The sequence below is a fragment of the Myxococcus vastator genome (genome assembly GCF_010894475.1).
Classification (GTDB): domain Bacteria; phylum Myxococcota; class Myxococcia; order Myxococcales; family Myxococcaceae; genus Myxococcus; species Myxococcus vastator.
Genome location: NZ_JAAIYB010000182.1, coordinates 1 through 15,397, shown reverse-complemented (window position 1 = coordinate 15,397; position 15,397 = coordinate 1). Strand labels below are relative to the sequence as shown.

At 70.6% G+C, this 15,397-nt stretch carries 16 protein-coding genes; 4 read left to right on the top strand and 12 right to left on the bottom strand.

The annotated features are described in order from the left end of the window. Both rho and G4D87_RS19140 read left to right on the top strand, forming a co-directional pair. The coding region (rho, locus tag G4D87_RS19145) for a transcription termination factor Rho (RefSeq protein WP_240358404.1) at positions 1-1,421 on the top strand (1,421 nt) is incomplete at its 5' end. 25 nt (positions 1,422-1,446) lie between these two features. After that, positions 1,447-1,761 carry a hypothetical protein gene (locus G4D87_RS19140; RefSeq protein WP_163783499.1) on the top strand — a complete coding sequence of 105 codons (315 nt, stop codon included), beginning with the start codon at positions 1,447-1,449 and terminating at the stop codon, positions 1,759-1,761. 3 nt (positions 1,762-1,764) lie between these two features. On the opposite strand, the gene G4D87_RS19135 is transcribed toward G4D87_RS19140, so the two are convergent. The 4 genes from G4D87_RS19135 to G4D87_RS19120 all read right to left on the bottom strand — a co-directional run bounded on the left by G4D87_RS19135 (position 1,765) and on the right by G4D87_RS19120 (position 4,845). After that, positions 1,765-2,991, bottom strand: coding sequence for an AI-2E family transporter (locus G4D87_RS19135; protein ID WP_163783498.1), 1,227 nt, complete (start codon positions 2,989-2,991; stop codon positions 1,765-1,767). 118 nt (positions 2,992-3,109) lie between these two features. Continuing rightward, on the bottom strand, positions 3,110-3,568 hold the full coding sequence (locus G4D87_RS19130; protein ID WP_163783497.1) for a hypothetical protein: 459 nt from the start codon (positions 3,566-3,568) through the stop codon (positions 3,110-3,112). A 15-nt stretch (positions 3,569-3,583) separates the two neighbouring features. Next, positions 3,584-4,072: a hypothetical protein gene (locus G4D87_RS19125; protein WP_163783496.1), complete on the bottom strand. Its 489-nt coding sequence runs from the start codon at positions 4,070-4,072 to the stop codon at positions 3,584-3,586. Between the two features lie 17 nt (positions 4,073-4,089). Beyond that, positions 4,090-4,845, bottom strand: coding sequence for a glutamine amidotransferase (locus tag G4D87_RS19120; protein WP_163783495.1), 756 nt, complete (start codon positions 4,843-4,845; stop codon positions 4,090-4,092). Between the two features lie 203 nt (positions 4,846-5,048). On the opposite strand from G4D87_RS19120, the gene G4D87_RS19115 reads away from it, so the two are divergent. After that, on the top strand, positions 5,049-6,512 hold the full coding sequence (locus G4D87_RS19115; protein WP_240358403.1) for a glutamine synthetase family protein: 1,464 nt from the start codon (positions 5,049-5,051) through the stop codon (positions 6,510-6,512). Positions 6,513-6,535: 23 nt separating this feature from the next. Next, the gene (locus tag G4D87_RS19110) at positions 6,536-7,720 is read left to right on the top strand and encodes an iron-containing alcohol dehydrogenase (RefSeq protein ID WP_163783494.1); all 1,185 of its coding nucleotides are present in this window, start codon (positions 6,536-6,538) and stop codon (positions 7,718-7,720) included. Between the two features lie 49 nt (positions 7,721-7,769). On the opposite strand, the gene G4D87_RS19105 is transcribed toward G4D87_RS19110, so the two are convergent. The 8 genes from G4D87_RS19105 to G4D87_RS19070 form a co-directional block, all read right to left on the bottom strand. Then, positions 7,770-8,342, bottom strand: coding sequence for a hypothetical protein (locus G4D87_RS19105; RefSeq protein WP_163783493.1), 573 nt, complete (start codon positions 8,340-8,342; stop codon positions 7,770-7,772). A gap of 202 nt (positions 8,343-8,544) precedes the next feature. Beyond that, positions 8,545-9,423: a hypothetical protein gene (locus G4D87_RS19100; protein ID WP_163783492.1), complete on the bottom strand. Its 879-nt coding sequence runs from the start codon at positions 9,421-9,423 to the stop codon at positions 8,545-8,547. A gap of 139 nt (positions 9,424-9,562) precedes the next feature. Further along, positions 9,563-11,413 carry an ArnT family glycosyltransferase gene (locus tag G4D87_RS19095; protein ID WP_163783491.1) on the bottom strand — a complete coding sequence of 617 codons (1,851 nt, stop codon included), beginning with the start codon at positions 11,411-11,413 and terminating at the stop codon, positions 9,563-9,565. Then, complete coding sequence (locus tag G4D87_RS19090) at positions 11,410-12,360, bottom strand: hypothetical protein (RefSeq protein ID WP_163783490.1); 951 nt, start codon at positions 12,358-12,360, stop codon at positions 11,410-11,412. Before G4D87_RS19090 ends, G4D87_RS19095 begins: the two co-directional genes overlap by 4 nt. Further along, positions 12,347-12,859 (bottom strand): zinc metalloprotease, encoded by a 513-nt coding sequence (locus G4D87_RS19085; RefSeq protein ID WP_163783489.1) that lies wholly within the window; start codon positions 12,857-12,859, stop codon positions 12,347-12,349. Before G4D87_RS19085 ends, G4D87_RS19090 begins: the two co-directional genes overlap by 14 nt. Before the next feature lie 58 nt (positions 12,860-12,917). Next, positions 12,918-13,868, bottom strand: a complete 951-nt coding sequence (locus G4D87_RS19080) for a CarD family transcriptional regulator (RefSeq protein ID WP_163783488.1) — start codon at positions 13,866-13,868, stop codon at positions 12,918-12,920. Between the two features lie 82 nt (positions 13,869-13,950). Continuing rightward, positions 13,951-14,157, bottom strand: coding sequence for a hypothetical protein (locus G4D87_RS19075; RefSeq protein WP_163783487.1), 207 nt, complete (start codon positions 14,155-14,157; stop codon positions 13,951-13,953). Positions 14,158-14,245: 88 nt separating this feature from the next. Then, positions 14,246-15,397 (bottom strand): PEGA domain-containing protein (locus G4D87_RS19070; protein ID WP_163783486.1); only part of this gene is annotated, 1,152 nt, incomplete at its 5' end.

Below are 15,397 nucleotides of genomic sequence, written 5' to 3'. Positions count from 1 at the left end.
GTCCGGTGCTCACCCCCATCTCCCGCCCGGTGCGGGACGACGACCTCCAGGAGGCCCGCATCTCCGGCGAGGCCGAGGAGCCGGCCGCCACCCTGCCGCCTCCTCCGGAGCCGCCCGAAGCCCCCGCCATCACGGAAGTCACCCGCGACGGCGAGCCCATGCAGGTCATCAAGCTCAATGACCTGAAGCGGATGAAGATCACCGACCTCTCGAAGATGGCCCAGGACGTGGGCGTCGAGGGGTACCAGGGCCTGAAGAAGCAGGACCTCATCTTCGCGCTGCTGGGCGGCATCGCCGACAAGCGCTTCGAGGTCCACGCGGAAGGCGTGATGGAGCTGCTCAGCGACGGCTTCGGCTTCCTGCGCAGCGCGGACAGCGACTACCAGCCCAGCCCCGACGACATCTACGTGTCCCCGTCGCAGGTGCGCCGCTTCAACCTGCGCCCCGGCGACACGGTGACGGGCCCCATCCGCCAGCCCCGCGAGGGCGAGCGCTTCTTCGCGCTCCAGAAGGTGGACAAGGTCAACTTCGCGGACCCGATGTCGGACGCGGCGCGCGAGCGCATCCTGTTCGACAACCTCACGCCGCTCTATCCGACGCGCAAGCTCAAGCTGGAGCACGAGGCGTCGGAGATGACCACGCGCATCATCGACATGTTCTGCCCCATCGGCCTGGGCCAGCGCTGCCTCATCGTGGCGCCGCCGAAGGCCGGCAAGACGGTGCTGCTGCAGAACATCGCGCACGCCATCAGCCGCAACCACCCGGACGTGTACCTCATCGTGCTGCTTGTGGACGAGCGCCCGGAAGAGGTGACGGACATGGAGCGCAACGTGCGCGGCGAGGTGGTGTCCTCCACCTTCGACGAGCCCGCAACGCGCCACGTGCAGGTGGCGGAGATGGTCATCGACAAGGCCAAGCGCCTGGTCGAGCAGAAGTACGACGTCTGCATCCTGCTGGACTCCATCACCCGTCTGGCGCGCGCCTACAACACGGTGGTGCCCGCGTCCGGCAAGATTCTGTCTGGCGGCGTGGACGCCAACGCGCTCCACAAGCCCAAGCGCTTCTTCGGCGCCGCGCGCAACATCGAGGAGGGCGGGTCGCTGACCATCATCGGCACCGCGCTCATCGACACCGGCAGCCGCATGGACGAGGTCATCTTCGAGGAGTTCAAGGGCACGGGTAACTCCGAAATCGTCCTGGACCGGAAGCTGATGGAGAAGCGCATCTTCCCGACGCTGGACATCAACAAGTCCGGTACGCGCAAGGAGGAGCTGCTGCTGGGCCCGGGCGACCTGGTGCGCATCACCGCCCTGCGGCAGGTGCTCCACCCGTTCACCCCCATCGACGCGATGGAGTTCGTGCTCAAACACATGCGGCCCACCCCGTCGAATGCGGACTTCCTCGGGTCGATGAACCGGTAGAGAGTGTCCGGGCAAGGAGTGTCCATTGCTCAGACACGGACGTTTCCGCCTGCTCACCCTCGTGCTGGGGGTGACGCTGGGCGGTGGTGGAGTGGGGTGTGACGGCCTGGAGGACCTGCCGCTGGGTGACGTGCCCCCGGTGCTGTCCGACCAGACGTGTTACTCGGACGACGACTGCGTGGCCAACGCGTGTTGTGGGCTGGGGACCGCCGTCACGCACGCGGACGAAGGGCCGACGTGCGGCGCCCCCTGCACCAGTGGCTGCCCGGAGGGCTCCATCGACTGCGGGCGCTGCATCCCCACCTGCCGTGAAGCGCGCTGCGCCGCCGCCTGTCAGTAGGGCTCAGGCGGCGGGCGGCTGCCGTTCGGCGGGCAGCGGGCCGGGCGTGGCCAGGGCCACCGCGGGCGCGGGCTGGGCCATGAGCCGCGCGTAGTCGAAGCACGCCACCAGGACGGACGCCACGGGCACCGCGAAGAGGGCGCCCACCAGCCCGAAGAGCCGCTCGCCGGCGATGAGGGAGAAGGCGACGATGACGGGGTGCAGGTGCGCCGCCTGCCCCATGATTTTGGGGTTGAGGAAGTAGGCCTCCAGCGCGTGGATGCCGATGATCCACGCCAGAATCGCCAGCCCCTTCTGGAAGCCGTCCGCCAGCGCGATGAGGACGATGGGCACCGAGCTGAGGATGGTGCCGAAAATCGGGATGAGGCTGAAGAAGGTGGCGATGGTCGCCAGCAGGAACGCGAACTTCACGCCGAACAGCAAGAGGCCGATGAACGTCAGGACGCCGTTGACGATGCAGATGGTGACCTGCCCGCGCACCACGCCGGACAGCGAGCGGTCGATGCGCTCCAGGAGCTGCCGCGCGTCGGTGGCGTACTCCGGCGGAATCAGCGTGCCGAAGTAGTGGCGGATGGCTTGCGCGTCGATGGAGAAGAACGCGGCCACCATCAGCACGAAGAAGAGCATGAAGACGCCCGCGGCCACGCTGGTGACGATGTTGCGGGACACGTTGACGATGTCGCCCAGGTTCTCCTGCACCAGCAGGGACACGCGCTTCACCGCGTCCCCCAGGAACTGCTCCAAATCCAGCGCGAAGCCGAAGGTGCCGCTGCTGCTCTCCGCGTCCGCGCCCTCCAGCGCGCGGTTGGAGAGCGCCACCGGAATGCCCCGGGTGCTGAGCCACGTCTCCGAGCGCTGCGCGAGCTCCTGGACGTGCTCCGGCGTGAGCGTGTTGGCGAACGTCACCGCCTCACGGCTGACGCGCGTCAGCTCGCGGTAGAGCTGGGGCGCCAGCGCGACGATGAAGAGGTACACGCCCACGAAGAAGCCGGCGTAGATGAGCAGCAGCGCCGCCCAGCGCGGCACCGGCCTGCCGGCCACCTTCACCCGGGAGATGCGTCCCACCAGCGGCTGCACCAGGTAGGCGATGAGCGCGGCGCCCGCGAAGGGCATCACCACCGAGCGGAAGGCCAGCAGGACCAGCGCCATGCTCAGCCACAGCGCGCCCAGGAGGAGCAGGCGCTTGCGTCGGTTGGCGGAGGAGGTGGAGTCCGAAGGCTGCGGCGACATGCCGTCTGGCTTACGGCAGTGCCTTCCCGGTGACAAGGGCCGCCACGCGGGCGCCCCGCCCGCGCCCTGGGAGGGGATGCTGCCCGTTCAACATTTCACCGGGCCACCCGGCGGCGGCTCAGGCGCTGGGCACCGGAGAGGCGCTGAGCTTCGACTGGAGCCGCTCCAGGCAGTCGCGCATGTGCTTGCGCTTGACGCGGCCCTCGGTGGCCTCGCCCAGGCCCAGCATCTGCTCGGTGAGCCAGCGGCTGAGCAGCAGCAGCGGCATCCGGTCGTCCGGCACCAGGCCCCGCTCCAGGTAGCGCTTGTTGCGCATGTATTCGTCGTAGGCGTCCGTCTCTCGCGCCAGCTCCCACTGGGCCAGCCGGAAGGCCTCCGTGTAGACGGCGCGGGACGGCCGGGGTCGTGGCTCCGTGAAGAGCGGCGCGAAGTGGCCGCCGGTGTCCAGGTCCAGCTCCTCGACGGGGGGAGGCCACTGCTGCAGGTCCTTGTGCAGCAGCTTCGCCACCTCCTCCAGGAGGTGCTCCAGCAGGGAAACCGGTTTGAGGTCGAAGAGGTAATCCCAGCGCGACGCCATGGCTTCTTCTCTACCTCAAATCCCGGCGTCGGCCGTGCCCGCGTCGGGGACGCCCGCGTCGCCGTCGCCCGTGCCCGCGTCGGTGCCGCCGTCGTCCGGGCCCACGCCCTGGCAGCAGGGGGGCACCTGCGCGAAGTAGAGCGCCGACTGGGAGCAGGACACGCGGATGTCGCGGCGGTAGGCGCTGCAGCCGGTGACGAAGCGGTCGCTCCCGCAGGTCGGCGGGGCCGCGGTCGCCGGGTCGCAGGACTCCAGCGTGACGGCGCACACGGCGCGGGAGCGGTAGAAGCGCGCGTCGTTGCGGTCTCCGGGGACGACGGTGCACGTCGTGCGCTCGGTGCACTCCTGGAGGATGGGGCCGCTGGAGCACGGGCCCACCGTGCACTCCGGCTCGCAGTTGAGCGCTTCTGTGCCGTCACAGCGGGGCGCCTGGGTGCACAAGTCCTCCGAGCACGCGGTGGTGAGCAGGGCGAGGAGCAGGGTCGGCAGGGCGAGACGGGACACGGGGGGCCTCTGTCAGGTCAGGAGCAGCGCTCGAGGAAGTTCAGCAGGATTCTACGGCCCGCGGGAGAGGGCGTGAGGCCCGCCAGCAACTGACGGACATGTTCGCCGGGCGCGGCGCCGCGCGCCACGGAGGCCCGCTCCAGGCCTTCCCTGCGGGCCTTGATGACGGCGCGAAGGGTGTCCACGCCGGCCTCCGGATGGAACTGGACGCCGCGCACGTTGGGGCGGAAGGCCAGCGCCTGCGCGGCCGTGTTCGCGTTGCCCGCCAGCACCCGCGCGCCGTCGGGGAGGTGCGAGACGATGTCCTCGTGCGTCGCCTGCACGGTGAAGCGCTCCGGCACGCCGTCGAAGAGCGGGTCCTGCTTGCCGGTCTCGGTGAGCGTCACCTCGACGCTGCCCGTCTCCCGCCCCAGGGGATTGCGCGACACGCTGCCGCCATACGCGTGCGCCAGGAGCTGCTGACCGAAGCACACGCCCAGCACGGGCGTGCCCCGTTCACCGGCCTCCACCATGAAGTCCGCGGCGCGCCGCATCCACGGCGCGGGCGCCGTCACCGACAGGGGCGAGCCCGTCATCATCACCGCGTCGTAGTCCTCCGCGCGCGTGGGCAAGGGTGCGCCCTGGTGCACCGGGACGACGTTGAAGCGGTAGCCGGACAGTCCAATGGTTTGCAGAAACCACCGGTCGTAGTCGCCGATGGAGACGCGCACCGAGGGGGCCGCGTCACCGGCTTTCAGCAAGAGGACGTTCTTCACCGACGTAGGTTGCCGCATTGCGTTCCCATTCCTACCGTGTCGTGCCCCGCGTGTCCGTTCCTGGCCAGTCGCAGTGGAACGCTCCCGTGTGCTTCGAGATACCCACATGACCGGCGCCCGTTGGCTCACCTGCTCATCCATCGTCCCCAGTCTGCGCATGGCCGGGCGGCGGGTGGAGCCCCGGGTGTCAGGCGTTTCCAGCAAGAGAAGGGATTGAATCGATGCCGACCCGACCCAAGGCGAAGGTCCTGACCCACCCTGCCATGGCCCGCCGGGTTCGCGGCAAGGCGTCGCGTGCGCCCGCGCGAGGTCCGGCGGCGCGGGACGCGGCGAGCGTGGACACGCTGCGCCAGTGGCTGGATGAGAAGGGCATCCAGAAGGTGAAGGTGGGCGCGGTGGACGTCGATGGCGTCTGGCGCGGCAAGTACATCTCCCTGGAGAAGTTCCTCAGCGCCGCCAAGGGCGGCCTGGGCTTCTGTGACGTCGTCTTCGGCTGGGACTTGAGCGACGACCTGCTCGACAACACCGAGGTGACGGGCTGGCACACCGGCTACCCGGATGCCCACGCGAAGGTGGACCTGTCCACCGGCCGCGTCATTCCCTGGGAGCCGGACACCGCGGCGTTCCTGCTCGACTTCGAGAACCCCGACGGCACCCCCTTCGAGGCGAGCCCCCGGCAGCTCCTCCAGAAGGTGGCCGCCCGCGCGCGCGCGCTGGGGTACCTGCCGCGCTTTGGCGCGGAGTACGAGTTCTTCATCTTCAAGGAGCAGCCGCAGAGCCTGCGGGACAAGGGCTTCCAGGACCTGACGCCGCTGACGCCGGGCATGTTCGGCTATTCGTGGCTGCGCACGTCGCTCAACGGGCCGCTGGTGCATGCGCTCATCGACGGGTGCAACGCCTTCGGCCTGGGCATCGAGGGCTTCCACACGGAGACGGGGCCGGGCGTCTTCGAGGCGGCCATCCGCTACGACGACATCGAGAAGTCGGCGGACAAGGCCGCGCTCTTCAAGACGGTGGTGAAGGAGATTTGCGCCCGCCACGGCCTCACCGCGTGCTTCATGGCGAAGGTGAACGCGAAGCTGCCGGGGTGCTCGGGGCACGTCCACCAGTCGCTGTGGGATTTGGAGGGCGCGCGCAACCTCTTCCACGACGCGAAGGCGCCGCACGGCATGAGCAAGCTGCTGCGCCACTACATCGGCGGGCAGGTGGCGCTGATGCCGGAGCTCACCGCGCTCTACTGGCCCACCATCAACAGCTACAAGCGCAGCGTGGAGAACACCTGGGCACCCACCACCGTGACGTGGGGCCTGGAGAACCGCACCACCGCCATCCGCGTCATCGGTGAGAACGCCATGGCGATGCGTGTGGAGTACCGGCAGCTGGGCGCGGACATGAACGCGTACATCGGCATGGCGGTCAGCCTGGCCGCGGGCCTGTGGGGCATCGAGAACGAGGTGGAGCCGCCCGCGCCCTGCGAGGCCAACGCCTACGCGAAGAACGACGCGCCGCCCTTGCCCCGCAACCTCAAGGACGCGGTGGCGCTGCTGAAGGGCAGCGCGCGCGCGCGGGAGCTGCTGGGCGATGGCTTCGTGGACCACTTCGTGCGCACGCGCGAGTGGGAGGTGCGTCAGTACGAGCGCGCCGTCACCAACTGGGAGTTGGAGCGTTACCTGGAGCTCATCTGATGAGCGCAAACGAGGCAGCCGCCATGAAGCCGTTCGACCTTCCCTCCGAGCCGCGCGTCACCGAGATGGCGTGGCCCACGCGCATCGTCTTCGGCGCCGGCGCCCTGATGCGCCTGCCCGCGCAGGCCCAGCGTCTGGGCATCCAGCGTCCGCTGCTGGTGACGGACGCGGGCGTGGTGAAGGCGGGGCTGGCCGCGCGCGTGGCGGACGTGCTCAAGGCGGCGGGGCTGGCCTGCGAGGTCTTCGACCGCGTGGAGCCCAACCCCACCGAGCGCGACGTCTTCGCGGGCCTGGAGGCGTACCGGAGCCACGCCTGCGACGGCATCGTCGCGCTGGGCGGCGGCAGCGCCCTGGACGCGGGCAAGCTGATTCAGCTCCTCACCACGCACGAGCCGCCGCTCAGCCGCTACGACGACGCGACGGGCGGCGACCAGTACGTGCGCGATGACCTGCCGCCGCTCATCGCGATTCCCACCACCGCGGGCACGGGCTCCGAGGTGGGGCGCTCGGGCGTGGTGACGCTGGAGGACACGGGCCGCAAGACGGTCATCTTCAGTCCGCACCTGCTGCCGCGCGCCGCCATCTGCGACCCGGAGCTGACGCTGGGGCTGCCGCCGGGCGTCACGGCGGCCACGGGCATGGATGCCTTCACCCACTGCCTGGAGGCGTACCTGGCCAATGGCTTCCACCCGCTGGCGGACGCGGTGGCCATCGACGGCATCCACCGCGTGGGCCGCTCGCTGGAGACGGCGGTGCGTGACGGCAAGGACCTGGCCGCGCGCACGGACATGATGGTGGCGGCGATGGAGGGCGCCATGGCCTTCCAAAAGGGCCTGGGCGCCTGCCACGCGCTGGCCCACGCGCTCACGCCCGTGTCCAACGTGCACCACGGCCTGGCCAACGCCATCGTCCTGCCCGTGGTGATGGAGTTCAACCGCGCTGTCTGTACGGCGCGGCTGGCCCGGGTCGCGGTGGCGCTGGGAGACACGACGCTGTCGCGCGAAGAGGTGCTCGCGGGCAACGCCATCGACCGGGTGCGCAAGCTCAACGCGGCGGTGGGCATCCCCTCGCGGCTGCGCGACGCGGGCGTCCAGGAGGAGGACCTGGAGCGAATCGCGGAGAAGGCCTTCCAGGACGCCTCGCACCTGAGCAACCCGCGGAAGGTGTCGCAGGCGGACCTGCTGGCCATGGCGCGCGAGGCCTACTGAGCCGCCGCCCGCCGGGGGAGGGGCGTCCCCCGGCGCACCGCTTCACGACTCAGGGCGCGTCGCCCATGGCGCCCATGCCGCCCTCGGTGCCGCCATCCGACAGCACCGGGGCACCCGTGTCCTCGGGTTCGGGGTCTCCCCCCGCGCCCACCACGGTGCCCGTCACGGGCGTGCCGCCTTCCTCGGGGGTGAACTCCAGCGTCTCCACGAACACGCGGCCGGGAAGGCGCAGGTCCATGGCGTTGATGCGCTCCTGGCCGCGCAGCTCGTAGAGCTGCTGCGCCACCGGGCCCGCGGGGATGCGTTCGTCGGAGAAGAAGATGTACATGCGGACCTTCCCCTCCTGCACGGGGATGCGGAAGCTCGTGTGCGCCACGGGCTTGTTCGCATCACAGCGGATGGAGCGGTTCTCCCGCGTCAGCGTGAGCTGCCGGATGACGCCCTTCTCGGACACCGTGTACAGCATGCAGTACGGAAGCTGGTCGTCGGAGGGGATGACCTCCACCGTGGCCCCCCCCGTCTTCCGCAGCTGGGCCCGCGTGGGCCTGTCCGTCGACTTCTTCCCGTCACAAGCCGCGCCACACAGCGCGGCCACCACCAACAACCCAGTCCAATGCCTCATGTGTCCCTCCCGGGGTGTGGAAGAGCCTTCACCTGCCACCCCCAGCCTACTTCGGTGCCTCGTCCTGGGGGGAGGTCAGGGGTTGTCCTGTGACAGGTCTCGCCAGCGGCAACGACCGCCAGTGCACACCTCGACCGGGCGGGCGGGCGCGCGCACGGCGTCATGTCCTCCGCGCGCGAGGCGGGCGCGCTCCTGGCGGGGCTCAGGGACAGCCGGAGCTGACCTGGAGGCCGTCATGGGCCATCCACCCGTTGCGCTTCGTTCCCGTGGCGGCGATGACGTAACCGTAGAGAAATTTCATGGTGCCGGACTGCTGGCGGTAGCGTCCCGCGCCGTCCTGGACCCACAGGGGGATGTCGATGGACGGCACGCCGTGCTCGGTGGGGACGTCCAGGCGCTGGAACTTCGTGCCCGCCGGGAAGTGGTCCACCGCGGGGCCGCCCAGCGCGAAGCCCGGGACGTTGAAGACCAGGTTCGCCGAGCGCAGGCCATTGGCGCGCACCAGCGGCAGGTAGTCGCCCGCGCGCTCGTGCGTCGCCGAGCTGTCGTAGACGACCTTCTTGAACTCGAGCGTGGTGTCGTGCCAGTCGCGCACGGCGTAGCAGCCCAGCTTGCCCAGGCCCGCGCCCAGCGCGGAGACGTGGCCGACCTTCTGCTCGAAGGACGTCCTCCCCAGGATGCTGGAGAGGGGCAGCCACCCGGCGCTGGAGTTGGACGTCGACACCGCGAAGGCATGCTTCTCACCCGCGAAGGTGCGCGTCTGGCCGTGGTTGAAGGCCGCGCTCGTCCGCGTGTTGGTGCCCACCACCGTGCCGTGACCGTCCCGGATGGGAACGCCCGTCACCAGGCCCCAGTTGTCGTCCTCGGGCGCGTTGGTGGGCACGCGGTTTCCACCAGACGCTTGCAGCTTGCAGTTGTAGGGGCTGACCAGACAGTAGGTGCCATTCACACCGGAGAACGCCGCCTGCTGCCGTGAAGCGAGGGCTTCGTCCGAACCGGGCGCCGTCTGGGAGGGGGCTTCGTCTCCACAAGCGGAGGCCACGAGCGACGCTGCGATGAGGGCATGGAGTGGGATTCGCATCGTGGGATGGGAATTCGACAGGACTTGAGAAAGCAAGTCAGCGGCTGTGCGGGCTCGTCGGCGGGGAGGGGAAGTGGTCAATGACAGACAACTTCCTCTCGCCGCTCCGCATCCTTCAGAGGCGTTCCCTCGTGAAGCGCTACCGCGCCTCCGGCCGGACGTAGACGACCACCTGGGGCGTCTCATCCACGTAGAGGCCCGTCACCGGCGTGCGCGTGCCGAAGGCCTGCCACGTGAGGAACTCGTGCTCGCGGAACTCCTGGTGGTACTGGTACGCGACGATGTCCGCGTCCGCCGGGCTGCCCACCGCGCGCAAGTCGGAGCGCAGCATCCCGTTGCGCTGGTAGTCGCGGAACGAGCCGCCGTGCACCTCGTGCAGGAACAGGCGCGCGCCTCGCTTCGCGTTCGCGTTGATCCACGGCAGCACGCCGGTGACGTGGCTGGACCAGAACTGGCGCTGCATGCCCAGCGTGGCCGCGCCCGGCAGTCCGCCCGCCAGCTCCGAGTACGCCGCCGTCCCGTAGGGGAACACGCGCACCGAGTACACCAGCGCGGGGGCCAGCAGCACGGCGAACACTGGCACGGCCACCGCGGCCTGGGGCAGTGAGGGCCACTTCACCTTCAGCCGCTCCCACAGCGCCGTGCAGCCCCGGGCCACCGCGGCGCCCGCGAGGATGCCCAGGAACACCATGGACGGGAACCAGTGCTTCACCCCGCCGAAGTGCGGCACCTGCGGGTGGCTGATGATGAGGATGGACGTCACCGCATTCACACACACCAGCGCCTCCGTCATCGTCACCGGGCGCTCCACCCACGCGCGCGTCCGCGCGAAGGCACCCAGCACCATGCGCGCCACCAGCGCCGCCAGGCCCGTCACCATGGGGACGAAGAGGCTGGTGGGCACCGTCAGCGCCGTCTTCACGACGACGTAGGCAAGCGGGAAGGGCGGCTCGCGCAGCAGCTGGTTCAGATAGAACCAGGCGTAGTGGTTGTGCTTCGCGTGGAAGGCCAGGTACCACGCGGTGCGGTCCACCGGCTGGTGCCACAGGTAGGGCCAGTGCAGGTAGAAGATGACGGGCCCCAGCACCGCCATGGCGGCGATGGGCACCAGCGCGCGCGTCACCGGCGCGTTCACCTTGTCCACGCCCTTGAGCACCCAGGCGCCGCCCACCGCGAGCCCGGCGAACAGCAGCGTGTGCGGGCTGAGCAGCAGGAACTTCCGCTGGAAGCCCTCGCCGCCGCCCAGCGACAGCACCAGCAGGCCGTAGAACACGGCCACCGCCGTGAAGACGCCCACGAAGCGGCCCAGCCAGGCGCGGGCCTCCGGCTGCCCCTCGCTGGCGCTGTACGCGCGCCACAGCGCGAAGGGCGTCAGCACGAAGGGGAGGAACAGCGCGTTGTGCTTGGTGGCCAGCGTCAGGCCGAAGGCCACGCCGCACCACAGCCCCCAGCGCACGTCCTCCAGGGCACGCCAGAAGCAGTACACGACGAGCAGCCACATGGCGGCCACGGGGACGTCGAAGCACGCCATCTCCGCGTTGAAGTACTGCCGCGGCACCAGCATGAAGGCGAAGGCGGCGAACAGCCCCGCGAGGCGGCCGTACATCGCGCTGCCCAGCAGGAAGGACAGCGCGGGAATCAGCGCCGCCAGGGCGAAGGCGGGGAGGCGGAACGCCGTCGCCGACCGCAGCCACCCCAGCCCCGTGTGGAAGAGCAGGTGGCTCAACCCGAACAGCGTCTTCATCAGCACCGGGTGCTCGTGGTTGTAGTCCCACGCGCGCACGATGGCCGCGTCCGTCAGCGCCCGGGCCGGTGACTGGAAGAGCTGCCGGAACCAGCTCGCGTAGCCCTCCGCCGCGATGAAGTAGACGCTCTCGTCGCGCGTGTAGCCCACCGCGGACTCCGTCAGCCACAGCGCCGCGAAGGCCAGCGCCCAGAGCGCCCAGGCCAGGGACTTCTCGTCGCGCGTGGGGGCGCGTCCTCGCATCATCCCCGCACTCCCACTTCGGGCTCCACGGCCAGCACGTCCAGGCACACCTGCCGCCGGTCCGCGTTGTCCGCCTGCACCCAGACCTTCACCGTGTGTGGCGCACCCTGGGGGAGCCGGACCTCGGCCTTCTGAACGCCCTCCAGGCCCGGCGGTATCGCCAGCGACAGCAGCCGCGCGCCGCTCGCCGCGTCGTCCACGCCCAGGTGCGTGGTGGAGAGGCGCGAGTCCCTGGGGAAGGCGTGCTCGAAGATGATGCCGCCTTCCAGCCGCAGGCCCAGGCCACCGGGCACGCCGTCCAGCTCCGCCACCAGCCGCTGCTTGCCACCCGGCGCGTGCATCCACAGGCAGCGCCGCGGCTCGTAGAGGATTTCGTGCCACTCCGGCGCCACGTACAGGTGCGCGGGCCCGGGGCAGCGGTGCGCCTTGCCGTCGAAGGGGCAGTCGCGGCGCGTGCCGTCCGGCTGCTCCAGGTACACGCGGGCGCGCGCGTAGGCGTCCGTGGCGGTGAAGCGCCGGGGCCGGTGCCGGCCATTTTCATGGAGCGCCAGCGTCAGCGTGCCATGCCGCGAAGGCGCGCCCACCGCGCGGCGGCCGGGCAGGAAGGCTTCGAGGAAGCCCGCCTCGTCCGAGCGGGGCAGCTCCGGCTGGCCCAGCACCCAGATTCGCGGGTGCGCGGACAGGTCGTCCCGGTCCGAGCCCAGGTAGCCGTACACCGGCAGCGAGGCGGGGACGAAGATGCGGGCGCGCTCCGCCCACCAGGGGAAGAGCAGCACCGCGTCACCCGGCTGGGCTTCCGCCTGGAGGCGCTCCGCCACCGCGCGGTAGTCCGCCTCCGACGGGAGGCGGCCTGGCAGGCGCAGGTGGAAGAGCAGGCACAGGAGCGCGACCAGGAGCAGGCCTCCCAGCTCCACGAGGGGCAGCGCGCGGGTGAGGCTAGGACTTCGCAAGGCGAATCTTCTGCTCGCTCTTTTCGCGGCAGAAGGTGCAGAAGATGGCTTCACCCTGAGCGAAGGACGGCGTCCAGGGCGGGTACATCGAGCAGCGCGGGTCCAGGCAGTGGTGCAGCTCCCAGAGGTGGCCCAGCTGGTGGAGCGCGTGGCGGGTGACGGCCTTGAAGGCGCTCTCCAAATCCTTGTGGGGCGCGATGGTGAGGATGGCGCGGTCCTTCCCCTGGCGCGCGAAGCCCGCCGTGGGCGCCACGCCGCTGGGGAGCTCGCGGTCCTTCAGCTTGCGCGTGGTGAGGAGCAGCACCTTGTCGTCCTTGTAGGAACGGATGCCCTGAACCTCATCCATCAGCTTCTCCGCATCCAGCGGCTCGGACATGCCCGCGGGCACCTCCGCGCTGCCGGAGTGCTCACTGCCCACGCCGAACGCCGTGTAGAGCGTGCGGTTGAACTTCGCGAGCTGCTTGTCGTCGAAGGGGTCCAGCGTCACGACGCGAATCACGGGGCGTCACCTCGGCGGAAGGGCCCCAGGTGCGGGGGCCCGTCGGTCCATGGGGCTTTCAGCTCTCACCCTCGGGCGGTTTGACCTTGGGCGGCCGGCCGCGCTTCTTGGGTGCGGCGGGCGCGGCGCCTTCCGCCTCGGGCGGCTTGGGCTTGGGCGGACGGCCGCGCTTCTTCGGAGCCGCGGGCTCGGCGCCCTCGGCCGTGGCCTCCGGCTTGGGCTTGGGCGGACGGCCGCGCTTCTTCGGCGCGGCGGGTTCGGCGCCCTCGGGCGCCTCCGTCTTGGCCTTGGGCGGACGGCCGCGCTTCTTGGGGGCGCCTTCCTCGGAGGACTCGGCCTCCTCGGACTCGCCTTCCTCGCTGGACTCCTCCTCGGACGGCTCGGAGGGCTCCTCGTCGGACGGCAGGTCCAGGTCGCTGTCCAGGCCCAGCAGGTCGCTGTCCAGGTCCAGGTCGCCGTCCTCGCGCTGGAACTCGGCGGCGGTGCGCTTGGGGCGCTCGCGGCCGGGCGGGAAGAGGACGATGTCGATGGCGTCCTCGGCGTTGACCTCGGCGGTGCCCAGCGCGGCGGCGACCTCCGTCACCAGCAGGTGCCGGGCGTTGTCGTAGAGCTCGCGCTCCTTGGTCGGCAGCGGGCGCAGCTCGCTGAGCACCTGGAGCCCCTTCACCACCTCGGCCAGACCCATGATGCCGCCTTGGGTCATCCGGTCCAGGTTGGTGCGGGCTCGCTGCTTCCAGTCGAGGTCGGCCTTGTCGCTGTCCGAGCGGAGGAAGGAGAAGATGGCCTCCACGTCCTCGGCGGATGCGACCTTGCGCACGCCGATGGAGAGCACCTTGCCCTCGGGCACCATCACGACGGCGCCATCTTCTTCGCGGCGCATCGTGACGAAGGTGAGCTTCTGTCCCGCCACTTCCTTCACATCGATGGCGGAGACTCGGCAGACCCCCTGGTTCGGATAGACGACCCGGTCGCCAACCGCGAGCTGGAGTGACGCGGACCCTTCAGGCATGTCCCCCTCACGGGTGAGGTTGGTGGGCTGAACGTCGGAACAGGCCCGGGCTTAGCACCGAGCCACGTCGGATGCCACGAGTTTACCGGGGGATTGCCGCCGGACGTGCGTCCGCGCGCTGAACCCCGAGGAGGTTGCCCAGCACCCGCTTCTGCCCCGCGTCCAGCGCCGCCTCGACCTGTGCATCCGTTGGCTCCATCCCGTCCACTCCCGGCCGGGCGTCCACGCGCGCGGCCATTCCCAGGGTTCCCATCAGGCCGAACACGGCCACCGCCACCAGCTTCTTCATGGTGAGTCCTCCGTGGCGCTCAGGGTAGGGGGCAGCCTCCGGTGATCAACTTTTCGGCGACAGGTCGCTGCACCGCTGTAGCGGCCCGTTACCGGTTGGGCGCGGGCGTGGGAGGCTCCGGAGGGGGAGCGGGCGAGGTGCCGGGCGCCGCCACGGGCGATACCTCGAGCACCAGGCTGCCGGTGTTGTCGGCCAGATGGTCGTCGGGGAAGGCGAGCTGGAGCCAGGTGGCGCCCCGCAGGCGCAGGGGGCGGCCCAACTCCAGCAGCGTCAGCAGGCCGGCCGCGCGCTCCGGGCTCTCTCCGGCCCCATACAGGCCCAGCACGCGGCCCACCGGCCCCCCGTCGAAGCCCCGTGTGCGCGCGGACTCGGCGGTGTCCCTCAGCACGACGTCGTAGTGCGTGTCCGGCTCCAGTCCGCTCAGCAGGAAGCGGTCGGCGCGCGACAGCTTCACCGCGTGCGTCCGGGCGTCCACGCGCAGGGTGGTGACGGGGCCGTCGTTGTCCCATTCGCGCACGCGGACCAGCAGCGTGCCGTGGTTGTCCGTCCGGTTCGCGTCCAGCAGGAAGGCATGGAGGCGCGAGGCGTGGCGCACCAGTCGCTCCTCGCCGTCCAGCACGCCGAAGGACTCATGCGCCGCCAGCCGCGCGTCCCCCTCCAGGAAGTAGCCGGCGTGCTCCACCAAACTGGCATGGCCCAGCGACGCCCAGCCCTCCACCCGGACGCTGTAGGTGCGCGACGGGTCCAGCCGCATCTGCGCGGTGGAGAGGTAGGGCACGCGGAAGGCGTGCGCCACGCTGGACAGGGACATCCGCTCGGCGGGCATCCGCACCTCCTGAGGAGGCGTGGCGCGGTGCGGCTGCTGAGCGGGGCCCAGCATCCGCTTGGGGAGCAGGCGGGCATGGACGGCCAGGGTGGTGCCCCGCTCGGCCCGCACCGTCTGGCTCCACGCCACCATGCCCGGGACCTGGACCTCCAGCAGGTGCTCCGCGTCCGCGGGAAGCTGCGTGAGCAGGGCGGGCGTGCGCGCGGTCTGCGGCTGGCCGTTCACCCGGATGGCGGCGCCCGGGGGCGACGAGCTCAGCTCCACGGAGAAGGTGCCCGTGCTGTTCGACACCAGCAGGACCAGCGTGGCCATCAGCGCCACGATGATGGGCGCGCCCAGGGTGACGGCCCGGGGCATGCCCATTGTCCGCGATGCCGCCGCGTCCAGGGGCGGGACACCCGGGCCGGGCAGGAG

What these genes read in the sequence shown, in the direction of transcription:
- G4D87_RS19120 (WP_163783495.1), bottom strand. Translation starts at nt 4,845, where the DNA reads ATGCGGCAACCTACGTCGGTGAAGAACGTCCTCTTGCTGAAAGCCGGT.
- G4D87_RS19115 (WP_240358403.1), top strand. Translation starts at nt 5,049, where the DNA reads ATGCCGACCCGACCCAAGGCGAAGGTCCTGACCCACCCTGCCATGGCC.
- G4D87_RS19105 (WP_163783493.1), bottom strand. Translation starts at nt 8,342, where the DNA reads ATGAGGCATTGGACTGGGTTGTTGGTGGTGGCCGCGCTGTGTGGCGCG.
- G4D87_RS19075 (WP_163783487.1), bottom strand. Translation starts at nt 14,157, where the DNA reads ATGAAGAAGCTGGTGGCGGTGGCCGTGTTCGGCCTGATGGGAACCCTG.
- G4D87_RS19130 (WP_163783497.1), bottom strand. Translation starts at nt 3,568, where the DNA reads ATGGCGTCGCGCTGGGATTACCTCTTCGACCTCAAACCGGTTTCCCTG.
- G4D87_RS19110 (WP_163783494.1), top strand. Translation starts at nt 6,536, where the DNA reads ATGAAGCCGTTCGACCTTCCCTCCGAGCCGCGCGTCACCGAGATGGCG.
- G4D87_RS19135 (WP_163783498.1), bottom strand. Translation starts at nt 2,991, where the DNA reads ATGTCGCCGCAGCCTTCGGACTCCACCTCCTCCGCCAACCGACGCAAG.
- G4D87_RS19100 (WP_163783492.1), bottom strand. Translation starts at nt 9,423, where the DNA reads ATGCGAATCCCACTCCATGCCCTCATCGCAGCGTCGCTCGTGGCCTCC.
- G4D87_RS19080 (WP_163783488.1), bottom strand. Translation starts at nt 13,868, where the DNA reads ATGCCTGAAGGGTCCGCGTCACTCCAGCTCGCGGTTGGCGACCGGGTC.
- G4D87_RS19095 (WP_163783491.1), bottom strand. Translation starts at nt 11,413, where the DNA reads ATGATGCGAGGACGCGCCCCCACGCGCGACGAGAAGTCCCTGGCCTGG.